11 protein-coding genes are annotated in these 12,409 nt (G+C 63.5%); 4 read left to right on the top strand and 7 right to left on the bottom strand.

All coding sequences use genetic code 11. The features are described 5' to 3' along the window. Positions 1 to 37: 37 nt before the first annotated feature. Positions 38 to 1,327, top strand: coding sequence for an MFS transporter (locus AC1RQP_RS05595; RefSeq protein WP_492936188.1), 1,290 nt, complete (start codon positions 38 to 40; stop codon positions 1,325 to 1,327). A 140-nt stretch (positions 1,328 to 1,467) separates the two neighbouring features. Here the strand turns inward: AC1RQP_RS05595 and AC1RQP_RS05600 are convergent, their stop codons facing one another. Next, entirely contained in the window at positions 1,468 to 1,962 is a 495-nt protein-coding gene (locus tag AC1RQP_RS05600; protein WP_239623141.1) for a hypothetical protein, read from the bottom strand. 155 nt (positions 1,963 to 2,117) lie between these two features. On the opposite strand from AC1RQP_RS05600, the gene AC1RQP_RS05605 reads away from it, so the two are divergent. After that, a complete protein-coding gene (locus AC1RQP_RS05605) occupies positions 2,118 to 3,587 on the top strand; it encodes an FAD-binding oxidoreductase (protein WP_492936189.1) in 1,470 nt (489 codons plus the stop codon). Positions 3,588 to 3,594: 7 nt separating this feature from the next. On the opposite strand, the gene AC1RQP_RS05610 is transcribed toward AC1RQP_RS05605, so the two are convergent. The 3 genes from AC1RQP_RS05610 to AC1RQP_RS05620 are packed head-to-tail and all read right to left on the bottom strand — an operon-like array spanning position 3,595 to position 6,228. Beyond that, the gene (locus tag AC1RQP_RS05610; protein ID WP_492936190.1) at positions 3,595 to 4,248 is read right to left on the bottom strand and encodes a TadE/TadG family type IV pilus assembly protein; all 654 of its coding nucleotides are present in this window, start codon (positions 4,246 to 4,248) and stop codon (positions 3,595 to 3,597) included. Continuing rightward, positions 4,248 to 4,808, bottom strand: a complete 561-nt coding sequence (locus tag AC1RQP_RS05615) for a TadE/TadG family type IV pilus assembly protein (RefSeq protein WP_492936191.1) — start codon at positions 4,806 to 4,808, stop codon at positions 4,248 to 4,250. Before AC1RQP_RS05615 ends, AC1RQP_RS05610 begins: the two co-directional genes overlap by 1 nt. Positions 4,809 to 4,818: 10 nt before the next feature. After that, positions 4,819 to 6,228 carry a TadE/TadG family type IV pilus assembly protein gene (locus AC1RQP_RS05620; protein WP_239623137.1) on the bottom strand — a complete coding sequence of 470 codons (1,410 nt, stop codon included), beginning with the start codon at positions 6,226 to 6,228 and terminating at the stop codon, positions 4,819 to 4,821. Positions 6,229 to 6,631: 403 nt separating this feature from the next. Here AC1RQP_RS05620 and AC1RQP_RS05625 point away from each other — a divergent pair, with 403 nt between their 5' ends. Further along, positions 6,632 to 6,775: an FAD-linked oxidase C-terminal domain-containing protein gene (locus AC1RQP_RS05625; protein ID WP_492936192.1), complete on the top strand. Its 144-nt coding sequence runs from the start codon at positions 6,632 to 6,634 to the stop codon at positions 6,773 to 6,775. Positions 6,776 to 7,626: 851 nt separating this feature from the next. Here the strand turns inward: AC1RQP_RS05625 and AC1RQP_RS05630 are convergent. The 3 genes from AC1RQP_RS05630 to AC1RQP_RS05640 form a co-directional block, all read right to left on the bottom strand. Next, a complete protein-coding gene (locus tag AC1RQP_RS05630) occupies positions 7,627 to 9,324 on the bottom strand; it encodes a GMC family oxidoreductase (protein ID WP_492936193.1) in 1,698 nt (565 codons plus the stop codon). A gap of 226 nt (positions 9,325 to 9,550) precedes the next feature. Further along, entirely contained in the window at positions 9,551 to 11,110 is a 1,560-nt protein-coding gene (locus tag AC1RQP_RS05635; RefSeq protein ID WP_492936194.1) for an acyl-CoA carboxylase subunit beta, read from the bottom strand. Then, positions 11,040 to 12,014 carry an IclR family transcriptional regulator gene (locus tag AC1RQP_RS05640; RefSeq protein ID WP_492936195.1) on the bottom strand — a complete coding sequence of 325 codons (975 nt, stop codon included), beginning with the start codon at positions 12,012 to 12,014 and terminating at the stop codon, positions 11,040 to 11,042. The genes AC1RQP_RS05635 and AC1RQP_RS05640 overlap by 71 nt, the downstream gene beginning before the upstream one ends. 94 nt (positions 12,015 to 12,108) lie before the next feature. Between AC1RQP_RS05640 and AC1RQP_RS05645 the strand changes: the two genes are divergently transcribed. Next, a complete protein-coding gene (locus AC1RQP_RS05645; protein WP_239623132.1) occupies positions 12,109 to 12,330 on the top strand; it encodes an acyl-CoA carboxylase biotin carboxyl carrier protein subunit in 222 nt (73 codons plus the stop codon). Positions 12,331 to 12,409: the final 79 nt, after the last annotated feature.

Here is a 12,409-nt window from a genome sequence, read left to right on the forward strand (position 1 = left end):
GGTCTCCCGAGGGCTCGCAAACCAAGATTGAGGCCCAATGATCTCGAACTGGCTCGCGGCAGCGCTTTCTCGCCGCAACATTCACTATGGCTGGGTGATGGTCGGCGTGACCTTCCTCGCCGCGCTGATCAGCGCCGGCACGGTCGGCGCGCCCGGGGTGTTCATCGTGCCGCTGCAGAAGGAATTCGGCTGGAGCACGGCGGAGATCTCCTCCGCGCTGTCGATCCGCTTCGTCCTGTTCGGGCTGATGGCGCCGTTTGCGGCCGCCCTGCTCAACCGCTACGGCCTGCGCAACGTGACGCTGGTCGCGCAGCTGATCGTGGTCTCGGCGCTCGTGCTCTCGCTGGGCATGACCGAGGTCTGGCAGCTCATCGCGCTGTGGGGCGTGGCGATCGGGATCGGCACGGGCATGACCGCCCTGGTGCTCGGCGCGACGATTGCCACGCGCTGGTTCGCAGCAAGACGCGGCCTCGTCGTCGGCATCATGACCGCGAGCGTCGCCACCGGCCAGCTCGTGTTCCTGCCGCTGCTGGCAAGCCTCACCGACCATTACGGCTGGCGGCTCGCACTCGGCTTCGTCTGCATCGCGCTCGGCGTGTCCGCGGTCGCCGTGCTGCTGGTGATGCGCGACCGGCCGAGCGACGTCGGCCTGCGCCCGTTCGGCGATGAAGGTACTGAGCCCCTGCCCGCCCCGCCGGTCAGCCACGGCACGATCACCGGCGTTGCGCTCGGCACGTTGCGCGATGCCTCGAAATCGACGGCGTTCTGGATCCTGTTCGCGACCTTCTTCGTCTGCGGCGCTTCGACCAACGGCCTCGTCCAGGTGCACCTGATCCCGATGTGCCTCGATTTCGGCATCCCGCAGGTTCAGGCGGCGAGCCTCTTGGCTGCGATGGGCATCTTCGACTTCTTCGGCACCATCATGTCGGGCTGGCTGTCGGACCGCTACGACAATCGCTGGCTGCTGTTCTGGTATTACGGCCTGCGCGGACTCTCGCTGATCTTCCTGCCCTTCAGCGACTTCTCGTTCTACGGCCTCTCCGTCTTCGCAATGTTCTACGGGCTCGACTGGATCGCCACAGTGCCGCCGACCGTGCGGATCACCGCGCAGAAATTCGGACCGGAGCGCGCCAATCTGGTGTTCGGCTGGATCTTTGCCGGCCATCAGCTCGGCGCCGGCGCCGCCGCCTTCGGCGCCGGCCTGTCTCGCACGGTGTATGAGAGCTACCTACCTGCGTTCTTCATTGCCGGCGCACTGTGCGTGTTCGCCGCGCTGATCGTGCTGGCCCTCTCGCGTCAGCCCAAGCCGCAGCCTGCGATGGCGTAGTATCTCATCGTGATGGTGACGCCGAACACGGCGGCGTCACCAATCCGCTCGAGCCGGTGAAACCTTCGAGCACCCGGCGCGTCGCTGAGGCGGAGAGCGTTTGCCGTGTATGGTAGATTGTGACGGCACGAGGATCGGCATCACTTCGAATCCTTGTTCAATTCGATCGCGACCTCCGACATCCAGGACCCCGGCGCCTCCATCAGGAAGGATTGATGATTGCTCTTGGTCTGGATCGTCACCAGCGCGGCCACCGTGTTTCCCTCGATTCGCGCCTCGATCAGGCCGTCCTTGTTCGTGCCGTAGACCTTGCCGCCCTGTCGATATTCGCTCTCGAACCAGTTGCCGGAAAGCTCCGTCCCGCTCTGCTCGATGTTCGCGGAGAGGACCATCCTGTACGCATCGCTTGCGCAGCGCAGATCGAGTGTCAACGACCGTCCCGGCCTGGTGACGTTGTATGCCACTTTGCAGCGGACCTTCTCACGCGGACCATCCGACGGCTTCATCGTACCGATACCCGACCATGCGCCGGCCAGGCTGTCGAACACCGGCTCTGCGCACAACGGGCTGATGCCGATAAGTACGAGGCAGGCCGCGCCGATGCCGATGCGCGCCGCCGGAAACTTCAATAACATTCTGCCGATCCTGATTTGTAAAGTCTGGGCGCGTCCTACGCCCCAACAGCCGCGGGATGTTGACGAAGCTGTTTAGAAATGTTGCAAAGATTGCCTGAACGTTGCCGGGATCGGCACAACGAGTACACGCCAAGATGTACCCCAGGGGAAACAAAATGCCGGCTCCATCGTCCGCACCCATCATCCCGACCAATCCAGTGACCGCCGAGATGCGCGATGCGTTGCGCGCGATCGTCGGCGAGAAGGGATTTATCGAGGACGAGCACGGCAAGCAGCCGTTCGTGACGGATTGGCGGGGACTGCTGGTCGGCGGGGCCGGCGCCGTCGTTCGTCCCGGCAGCACCGAGGAAGTGTCGAAAGTGGTCCGGCTTTGCCACGCGCACGGCGTGGCGATCGTGCCGCAGGGCGGCAACACCGGCCTGATGGGCGGGGCCACGCCCTGGCCGGCGCACACCGGCATTGTGCTGTCGCTCGGCCGCATGAATCGCGTGCTGGATGTCGATCCCGTCGGCTATTCGATGACGGTCGAGGCGGGCTGCGTGCTGCAGACGCTGCAGGAGACCGCCAGCGAGCACGACAGGTTCCTGCCGCTCAGCCTCGGCGCCCAGGGCTCGTGCATGATCGGCGGCAACCTCTCGACCAACGCCGGCGGCGTGCAAGTGCTGCGCTACGGCAACGCCCGCAATCTCGTGCTGGGGCTCGAGGTCGTCCTGCCCAACGGCGACGTCTGGGACGGATTGCGTGCGCTCAAGAAGGACAATACGGGCTACGACCTCAAGCACCTGTTCATGGGCGCCGAGGGGACGCTCGGCATCATCACCAAGGCCGTGCTCAAGCTGTGGCCAGCGCCGAAGGACGTCTGCACGGCATGGCTGGCGATCCGGGATCCACGCGCGGCACTGGAGATCCTGTCCGAATCGCATGCGGCATCCGAGGACAATGTCGGCTCCTGCGAACTGATGAGCCGCGCCGCCATCGACATGGTGCTGCGCCACATTCCCGGCACCCAGGATCCGCTCAAGGCGGACACGCCATGGTATCTCCTGCTCGAATGGTCGTCTGCGCGCCCACGCCGGGATGGGACCGAGGGCATGTCCGAGAAGCTGGAGCAGTTCCTTGCCGACCAGCTCGAGGCCGGCCGCGTGCTCGATGCCGCGATCGCTCACACGGTCGGCCAGTCGCGCAACATGTGGCGGATCCGGGAGGGTGTGGCCGAGGCCTCCAGGGCCGAGGGACCGGGGCTGAGCTACGACGTGTCGGTGGCGATCTCCAGGATACCGGACTTCATCGACAAGGGGACCAAGGCCGTGCTCGACATCCTCCCGACCATCCGCCCCTACCCCCTGGGTCACATCGGCGACGGCAATCTGCATTTCTCGTTCATGGGGCCGGTCGGCATGGATCAGCAGACACTGACCCAATACAAGGGCGCCATCACGCGGGCCGTGAACGACCTCATCACTTCCATGGGCGGATCGATCTCGGCGGAGCACGGCATCGGCATCGACAAGCTCGACGAGCTCAGTCACTACCGGTCGAAGACCGAGCTCGACATCATGCGCACCATCAAGCGCGCGCTCGATCCGCAGAACATCATGAACCCCGGCAAGGTGCTGCGCCTGTGACTGCCGATCAACAGGTCTTCTTCTGCAAATGCTCGACGCAGGTGCAGGTCTTGGTCGCCGGATATTTCACGTCGTAGTAGGGAAAGCTTGAGGTGGCCGGGCTGTTGGTCGAGCAGCGCGGGAACAGATAGTAGTTGTCGGACAGCTTCACGGTGCCAGCGATGGTGAAGCCGAGGTTGGGCGCATAGTCATAGGTCACCTCGCTCAGGACGAGCGAGATGTTGGCGTTGGTGGTGCCGCTCGGCCCCGTGAACTTCGACAAGGTCATCGGGTCACCCTGCTTTCTCGCGCCCGTCGAGCTGGTCGACGTGCTCCATTGCACCGTCGCATTGCCGTTGCTGTCGGTCGACACGCCCGAGACCGTGATCGTCATCAAGGAGGTGCTGCCGCTCTTGGTCGGATAGGGAGCCATGATGGCGCTCGCAGCCGCGAGAATGCCGTCCATCTGAGACGAGGTGACGGCCGTGTTCTGCGTGACCATGTCGGCGACACTGTGCGCGGTCGCGCTGACCTTGACGTTCATCGAAAGGCCGGTAGCGAGCTCGACGCCGCCGACATAGAGCACCAGCATGAACGGCGCCACAATGGCGAACTCCGTCGCGGCGACAGCGCGGTCATCGGCGACCAGGTGCCGGGCGCGAGACGACAGGGCGGAGATCATCAGGAGGCTCCTGGCTCGTTCTGGAACGCGGCGGACGACATGATCAGCCGGTTGCCGTTGCTGAGGTTCGAGAGGTTGAAACCGAGCGGCCCGAGCACGACCGGCCAGACATACATGACGCGGAGCACGACGATATCGCCGGCATCGCCGGGGTCGTACTGCCAGGTATTGGTGACCTTGCCCGAGCTGTCGAAGGTCAGGGTCGGCATTCCCGTGTTCGTGGACGTCCACGAGGTCGCCACCTGCATGTCGACCATGAGGCCGCTGCAATTGAACAGGATCACGATCTGCTCGCAGACCTTCTGCTTGAAAGCCGCCTGCGTCATCTGTGCGGATTGAACCTGTCCGGTCATGACGAGGCGCGCCGACTGGCGCACGATGGTTTCGAGCGTCTGCTGCGCGAAGAAAACGAGGAACGTCTGGATCAGCGCGATGATGAGGGCGAGGAACGGCGCAGCGACCAGCGCGAATTCCACGGCCGTCGCGCCCCTCTTGTCCCGCGCGAAAGCCGTGCAGCGATTGCGGCGTCTCATAGTTGTTGCATCTCCCGGCCCCGTCATGGCGCTTTCTCTACTGCACGAGGCTGGCTGTGCTGGACGCGACCTTGATGAACAGGTCGGTCAGCGCATCGGAAATGTTCTTGCCGCTCTGAACACTTTTATAGAAACCAGGCGAGGCGCACGCCTGGAGGTTTTGCGCGATCTTGCCGGTTGAGGACTCAGGCTGGTTATACTTGTGGATCCAGTCCATGTACCATTTATCGGTTTTCTGGATGCCGGTATTGGGATCGGCGATGAGCTGTAGATACTCCGTGTAGAGGACGGCGATCTTGATGCCGCGGTTCTTGATGGTCGTGCACATCGTCGTGTCGAGCGGCTGCTGGCATCGATTGTTGGAGGCGAAGCTCGCGTTGGGGCAGGTCGTGGAAATCTTGTCTTCGACGCCGTCGGTGACGAGGAATACCACTTGCTGCGGCGTATCTCCCGCCGCGTTGCTCCCAAGCCCGGGCGTGGGCATGATGTCGTTGAGGCTCTTGAGCGCGCCTGCGATGTTCGTGCCATTGTCGGTCTTACAGTTGGTCTTCACAACAACGCAGTTCTGGTAGGCGACCGGCATCAGCGAGATGCTGGAAACCTTGGTTCCGGCGAGGGTCGGGGTGGTCAGCGTGGCCAGTGTGTTCAAACTCAAGTCGAACGTGTAGAGCGCCGCCTTGTAGGTGGTGTTGTTCAGCGCCGCCATGCACTGCATGACGCCCCCCGAGATGCCGGACTGCGGGCAGTTCGACCATGAATTGAGCAGCTGATTGACGGCATTTGTCACCAGATCAATCCGCAAAGTGATATTATTGTTTCGCGCGATCGCGAGGTTATCGTATTTCCCGCCGTCGTGGGCGATGTCGGTCTGATGACAAGCGAAGCCGCAATTCTGCGAGGCCGTTGCCGACTGATACGCGGGGGCGGTGTACTTGATGAGATCGCTAATGTCTTTCGCGGTCGCGCCGATCCCCATGGACGGCGAGTCATCCATCAGCAGATAGAAATTCATGTTGGGCGCGCTGGACGCCCGCGCTGTGGCGGATCCATTGACCTGCCAGGTCTGCTTGCCGAGAACACCGGGGAAATTGTTGATGGACTGCGCGGTGTAGGACACCGTGATCGTGCGAGCAAGACCGGTATCAGTGACGGTGACCGTCGGCGTCGGGACCGACGACAGGCCGGGAAGATTCGCCTTCGCAGCGAAAACGGCTTCCGCGGTCGCCTTGACGATGGCCGTGTCGCTCTGCACCAGCATCGCCGGCCGCACGGCTGCGATCGCGGCGGCGTCGGCGGCGGCGTTCAGCTGCTCGCGCTTACGCAAGGCCAGTGTGTAGTCGAGCGTCATGCCCAAAAGAAAGATGATCGGAACCATCGTGAGCGCGAAGATGATGGCGACGTTGGCCTTCCGATCACTCCCGAAACGGAGTACTGCGCGGCGGAGCATGACCTTCATCCTGATTGCCGTCGTTACGGCAAAAAACTTCCCTGAAATCTCGTGATGGGAGAGGCCGCAGCATGGCTGCGATCACCCCCATATCGCAGGCTGCAATATGGATTTGGCCTTCTTAATCAACACTTACGGGCGATCGACAAACATGGACCGCGACAAAGTGCGATGTATCGTATTGAGAAAGCATCATTAACGTCGCTTAAACGCGATCGCAGAGATCGACGGTTAACGGAATCATGCACAAGGCGCCGGCGGGTCATGACGTGCACCGGCAGACGAAGAGCGCGTCAGGCGCGCCTGGCGCGGGCGGCGGCTCAAACAAGACCCCCGAAAACGCCCCCCATGAACAGCTGTCGATGCAAAAAACGCCCTGATTGCCGGGCTTTCCGGGCCATGAATGCGCACCATCAAGCGGGCGCTCGATCCGCAGAACATCATGAATCCCGGCAAGGGTGGCGGGCCCGGCGCCAACAATCGGTCCAGCGTGGGAGGGTCGCAAAGATGTTGCGACCCGTCCGCGATCTGTCGAGCGTGGTGTTAGCTGTCCTCAAGCCACCGAACCGCCACGGGGATTGACGATCGTATACCCTCGCAATGAACGTGCGTGGATTCGCGTCGCGCGCCCGCCCGAGTTGGCGTCATAGGCCATCCAGACGTCGCCCCCGAGGTGCTGCTCCAGGACGAAAACGTGTCCTCGTCGCGCAGCAACCATTCCTGGTGCGGGTGATGTCCGCGGAAAGCGCAGCCAGTTGGACGCAAGATTCAATTCCGGCACAATCCGGCCAAACACGCGCAGGGCCGCGCCGCAGCCGCAGAAGGACGAAGGGCAACCGGCCGGACGGCCCCCGACAATGCGAACGCCGGAGACACCGGAGACGGTCGCCGACGTGGCGGTGCCCCCCGCATCAGTTACCGTCAGTTGCGTCGAGCGGTAGGCTTGCAGCGATGACCTGGAAACCGGTGAAGATCTGGAAGCTGCTAAGGATCGCGAAGTCCGTTCGCGTCGTGTCTGCGAATACGAGAAGTCGCAGGGCATGGTGACATTACATTCAGGGGCTTGATGAATGCGATAAGGCCGTGCTTCCGAAGCGACAGAACCGAGGACAATGAAGAGGCACGCAGAAAATACTCGCTTGAACATTGCAAGGACTCCAAATGAGAGACCCTGCCCCGGATGATGAGAAACAAATACAGTTTGGCTGAAATGGGACTAAAGGCCGGCTGAAAACTGACTGCATTACGCGACACGGCCAGCAATCGTCATAGCCTACACGTAGCGACCGAGATAATTAACTCGCAACGCACGAATGCCCGCTCAGCGGGTCAAGCTTGCGGCATGCAATCAAGTCAGATTCGCATTTGGAGCGTTGCGAAGGCAGAACCCGCTGCCGCTCACTGTATTATCGCGGCCGCGATCTTCTCGGCCGACATCAGGACCGGGAAGTTGGTGTTGGCGCACGGCACCACCGGGAAGATCGAGGCGTCGACGACGCGCAGGCCTTGCACGCCCTTGACCCGGCCCTGGCTGTCGACCACCGCCATGGGATCGTCGGCCCGGCCCATGCGGCACGAGCAGGAGGCGTGCCACACCCCGATGGTCGCCTTGCGCACGAAGGCTTCCAGCGCCTCGTCGTCGTTCATCACCTGGTCGAAGGTGAAGCCCTCGACCACGAAATTGTCGATCATGTAGTGACGCAGCGCCGCCGGCCCGTCCATCAAGGCTGCGGCGATCGTGGTGAGGAATCTGTTCCTGGTGTTGACCACGCCGATCTTGCGGACGCGGTCGGTGTAGGCGGCCGGGAACGGCTTGTCCGTCACCCTCCTGACGACGTCGCTCATCTGCACCGCCGCCATCTTGCGGAAGCCGCTCATCAGGCGATCGAGGTCGCGCCGGTCGGACAGCAGGTTGAACTCGACGATCGGCTCTGCCGAGGGATCGCGCGAGGCGAGCTTGACCTGTCCGGTCTCGGAATAGGTCTTGTTGACGAAGGTCAGGAGCGAGCCGATCTGTGCGCCGACGGCGTGCCAGGCCGACTTGCTGATCACGACGACGAACATGTCGCCCTTCGGCACGCCCGCCAGCCCGGACGAATAACGCAGGCCCAGCTGCATGTGACGCCTGGTATGCTCGTTCATGCGCGCGCCGCGCCGAACGAAGGACGACAGTGAGATCGAGGGATGATCCATCAGGCGCTGGCCGACGCCCGGCAAGCCCATCAGCACGGGAATGCCCATGTCCTTGAGGTGACCGACCGGGCCGATGCCCGCGCGCAGCAGATGCGCCGGCGAATGGATCGCGCCGCTGGAGAGAATGATCTCGCGTCCGCGGAATTCCTGCCCGCGTCCATCAACCGTCGCCTTCACGCCGACGCAGCGCGTGCCTTCGAATAGAAGCTCTTTGACTTGCGTGTTGGTGGAGATCGTGAGGTTGGTACGCTTGCGGGTGTCGCGGTCAAGATAGCCCATCGCGGCCGAGACGCGCTGCTCGGCCTGGTTGGAATGCGTGACCGGAAAATAGCCGTCGACGAACTCGCCATTCTGGTCGGGCACGAATTGATGCCCGGCCTGCTGGAAGGCTTGCGCGAACGCCTGCGAATGCCGCGTCCAATGCTCCCGCGGGATACGGCGCACCGGGATCCGGCCGTCCTTGCCGTGATACGGTCCGTCGAAGTCGAGGTCGCGCTCGACCTTCTTGAAGAAGGGCAGCACGTCGGGCCACGACCACCCCTCGGCGCCCCGCGCCTCCCATTCGTCGTAATCGGTCGGCGCGCCGCGATTGGCCATCTGGCCGTTGATCGACGAGCCGCCGCCCAGCACGCGCGCCTGTTCGTATTTGCGTAAAGGGGGACGCGATTCGTTCGGATTGTTGTGACTGACGACCTGCGTCGTGACCTTGAGCTCGGTCCAGTGAAAGCGCGGATCGAAATAGGCCGTGCCGGGATAGCTGTCCCTGATCTCGGCCGGCTCGTTGCCGGGCGGCGTGTCCTGTCCGGCCTCGCACAGCAGGACCTTGTTGGCGCTTCTTGCGGAGAGTCGATGGGCGAGCACGGACCCGGCCGAGCCGCCGCCCACGATGATGAAGTCGTACACGATTGGCGTTTCCTGTTGTTTTTGTTGGGGGGAGCTTAGCGCGGGATTGCGACGCGATGGAAGCTTGATTGCATCACCATCAACTCGTCATCCTGAGGCGCTCGCGCAGCGAGCCTCGAAGGATGCACGGCCCCGATGCAGCCGGGCCGTCGTCCTTCGAGGCTCGTCCTGCGTTGCAGGGCGAGCGCCTCAGGATGACGGTGATGGAGTTGTGCTTCAGCCGCGTCTAAGGCCTGATCGAAAAGTTCGCCGGCGGCCCCGGCTTGCGCAGCGGCTCGGCGAGGCGCGCGAACTCGCACAGCAGCGAGCGCGTCTTGCGGGGATCGATGATCTCCTCGACCCAGAATTTCTCGGCCGAGCGGAACGGCGAGCGCAGCTTGTTGAGACGCTGCTGGATCTCCTCGAGCTTCGCCGCCTTGTCCTCCGCTGCGTCGATGTCGGCGCGGTAGGCGGCTTCGATGCCGCCTTCCAGCGGGAGCGAGCCCCAATAGGCCGACGGCCAGGCATAGCGGATCGAAAAGCGGTCGGCGGGCTGATGGACGACGCCGGCAACGCCGAAGGCGTTGCGCAGGATCACGGTGCACCAGGGCACCGTGGTCTGGTTGACCGCGGCCATGGCGCGCACGCCATGGCGGATGGTGGCCGCCTTCTCGGCGTCGAGGCCGATCATGAAGCCGGGGCAGTCCAAGAGATAGACGATCGGCAGATGGAAGGTTTCCGCAAAGTCGACCCAGCGCACCACTTTCTGGCAGGCATCGGCCGTCCAGGAGCCGCCATAGTGAAAGCTGTCGCTGGCCAGCAGCAGCACCGCCCTGCCCTCGAGCCGGGCGAGGCCGATAATGATCGGCTTGCCGAAATTCTTGGCAACCTCGAAGAACGAGCCCTTGTCGACGACGGACTCGATGATCGGCCGCATCTTGTAGACCTGCTTGCGGTTGCGCGGCACCGCATTCATCAGCGCTTCGTCGCCGCGCTCCGGATCGTCGATGCAGGGCAATGTCGGCGGCAGCTCGTAGACCGATGACGGCAGATAGGAGAGGAAACGCCGCGCGCAGGCAAAGGCCTCCTCCTCGGTGTCGACGGCGTGATCGACCGCGCCGGCGCGGGTCTGAATGTCGGCGCCGCCGAGCTCCTCCTTCGTGAGGTCCTGCCCCAGCGCCTTCACCACCGGCGGCCCTGCGACGAACATCGCGGATTTCCGGGTCATGATGGAATAGTGGCTGGCGGCAAGACGCGCCGCGCCCAGGCCCGCCACCGAGCCGAGACCGAGTGCGACCACCGGCACGCGCGACAGATTTTCCGTCGTGAAGCGATACCAGCGCGTGCCGCCGATGCCGCCGGGCAGGTTCGCCGCCCCCTTGGTCTCGATGGTCTTGACCGAGCCACCGCCGCCGGAGCCTTCGATGATGCGGACGATGGGCAGACGGAAATCGTGCGCCATCTCCTCCGCCATCAGCGGCTTTGCGGAGATCGACGCATCGGCCGAGCCACCGCGCACCGTGAAATCGTCGCCGACCACGACGACGGTGCGGCCGTCGACGCGCGCGCGGCCGAACACGCAGTTGGCCGGCGTCAGTTTCTGCAGCTCGCCGCTGGAATCGTATTCACCGGTGCCGGAGACGGCACCGATCTCGTGAAAGCTGCCTTTGTCGATCAGCTTGTCGATACGCTCCCGAACAGTCAGCCGGCCCTGGTCATGCTGTCGCTTGACCTTGTCAACGCCGCCCATCTCCCGCGCGAAGGCTTCGCGCCGGGCGAGCTCGTCGAGTTCCGGCTTCCAGTTCATTCACTCCCTCCGAATTGATCGGCTTGTTATTGTTGTGCACGGCCATGGCGACCGGTCTACGCGAGATACGGTTGCTGAAGGCGTCGCCCTCCGCGCCTTCCATCAGGCTGCCGAGCGAGCGGCCAAGATGGAGCATCAACGGGGCGACCTCGTCGTGCAGACGCTGCTCGTCATACATCGCAGACAGAAGGCCGATCGTGACGACCACGAAGGTCTGGTATTGCGGCGACCAGATCGGCACCGCGAGGCCGTTGATGTGCGGGCTCCAGAGGCCGCAGGCCACGACATAGCCGCGCTCGCGCAGCGACTGCCGGTTGGCCTCGATGCGGGGCCTGAGGATCTTCGCAGCCTCGGGGGCTTCCCGCTCCATGTCGGAGACGAAGGCATCGCCGACTTCCGGCGCCAGGGCTGCGGTGTAGGCCGCGCCCGCGGCGGTCGACGCCATCGAGATGCGGCTGCCGGTGCCCTCGTGCAGGCCGAGTGCGCTCGCCGAGCGCGCGAACAGGAGATAGACGAGATGGAAGCGATCGGGGACGACGAAGCCGACGGTGCCCGGCAGTTGCTCGGCCACTTCCTGCAGCCGCTGCCGGATCATGCTGCGCAGCTGTGCGCCCTTCATCATCGAGGCGCTCATCGCCACCGCGCTCGGGCCGATGCGATATTTCTGATCGCGCGGCAGATAGACGAGCTGGCCCATGCGGGTCAGCGTGTGCGTGAGCCGCGATACCGTCGAGCGCGGCAGACCGCAGCGGTTTGAAATCTCGAGATTGCCGAGCCTGCTATCGTGGCCCTCGAAGCAGCGCAACACGTCGAACGCGCGCGAGACCACCTGGATGACATCACCTTCGCCGGCATCGCCAGCGAGCGCGCCTTGCCTACTCAACCGCTCCGATCGTCGTCCCATGTTCCCTACCATCTGTTCCGCTGTGCGGAATTAAATTCCACTTGCAGACGACGCTACCTCAGGCATTTTGCGACGACAACAAAAAGGCGATGGCATGCCAGAAATTAAGATCGTCACGGAGATCGCGGGACGCGTCTGCGCAACTCCCGTGCAAGTTGGAGGAACCGTCGCGGATGGCGATGACGTTGTGGTTGTCGAAGCGATGAAGATGGAGATACCGGTGGCCTCGCCGGCGAGCGGCACGATCACGTCGCTTCTCGTCAAGCTCGACGACGTCGTTGCCGAGGGACAGACGATCGCGATCATCGCGAGCTAGTGCTTTATCTGTCGTTTCCGCGACAATCTGTCAGCTGCATTCCCGCTTGCACGGTACGGCGTTGCCATCGTGGATGCGC

It is taken from the genome of Bradyrhizobium sp. GW821-FHT13H06 (assembly GCF_058803975.1).

What these genes read in the sequence shown, in the direction of transcription:
- AC1RQP_RS05595 (WP_492936188.1), top strand. Translation starts at nt 38, where the DNA reads ATGATCTCGAACTGGCTCGCGGCAGCGCTTTCTCGCCGCAACATTCAC.
- AC1RQP_RS05600 (WP_239623141.1), bottom strand. Translation starts at nt 1,962, where the DNA reads ATGTTATTGAAGTTTCCGGCGGCGCGCATCGGCATCGGCGCGGCCTGC.
- AC1RQP_RS05605 (WP_492936189.1), top strand. Translation starts at nt 2,118, where the DNA reads ATGCCGGCTCCATCGTCCGCACCCATCATCCCGACCAATCCAGTGACC.
- AC1RQP_RS05610 (WP_492936190.1), bottom strand. Translation starts at nt 4,248, where the DNA reads ATGATCTCCGCCCTGTCGTCTCGCGCCCGGCACCTGGTCGCCGATGAC.
- AC1RQP_RS05615 (WP_492936191.1), bottom strand. Translation starts at nt 4,808, where the DNA reads ATGACGGGGCCGGGAGATGCAACAACTATGAGACGCCGCAATCGCTGC.
- AC1RQP_RS05620 (WP_239623137.1), bottom strand. Translation starts at nt 6,228, where the DNA reads ATGCTCCGCCGCGCAGTACTCCGTTTCGGGAGTGATCGGAAGGCCAAC.
- AC1RQP_RS05625 (WP_492936192.1), top strand. Translation starts at nt 6,632, where the DNA reads ATGCGCACCATCAAGCGGGCGCTCGATCCGCAGAACATCATGAATCCC.
- AC1RQP_RS05635 (WP_492936194.1), bottom strand. Translation starts at nt 11,110, where the DNA reads ATGAACTGGAAGCCGGAACTCGACGAGCTCGCCCGGCGCGAAGCCTTC.
- AC1RQP_RS05640 (WP_492936195.1), bottom strand. Translation starts at nt 12,014, where the DNA reads ATGGGACGACGATCGGAGCGGTTGAGTAGGCAAGGCGCGCTCGCTGGC.
- AC1RQP_RS05645 (WP_239623132.1), top strand. Translation starts at nt 12,109, where the DNA reads ATGCCAGAAATTAAGATCGTCACGGAGATCGCGGGACGCGTCTGCGCA.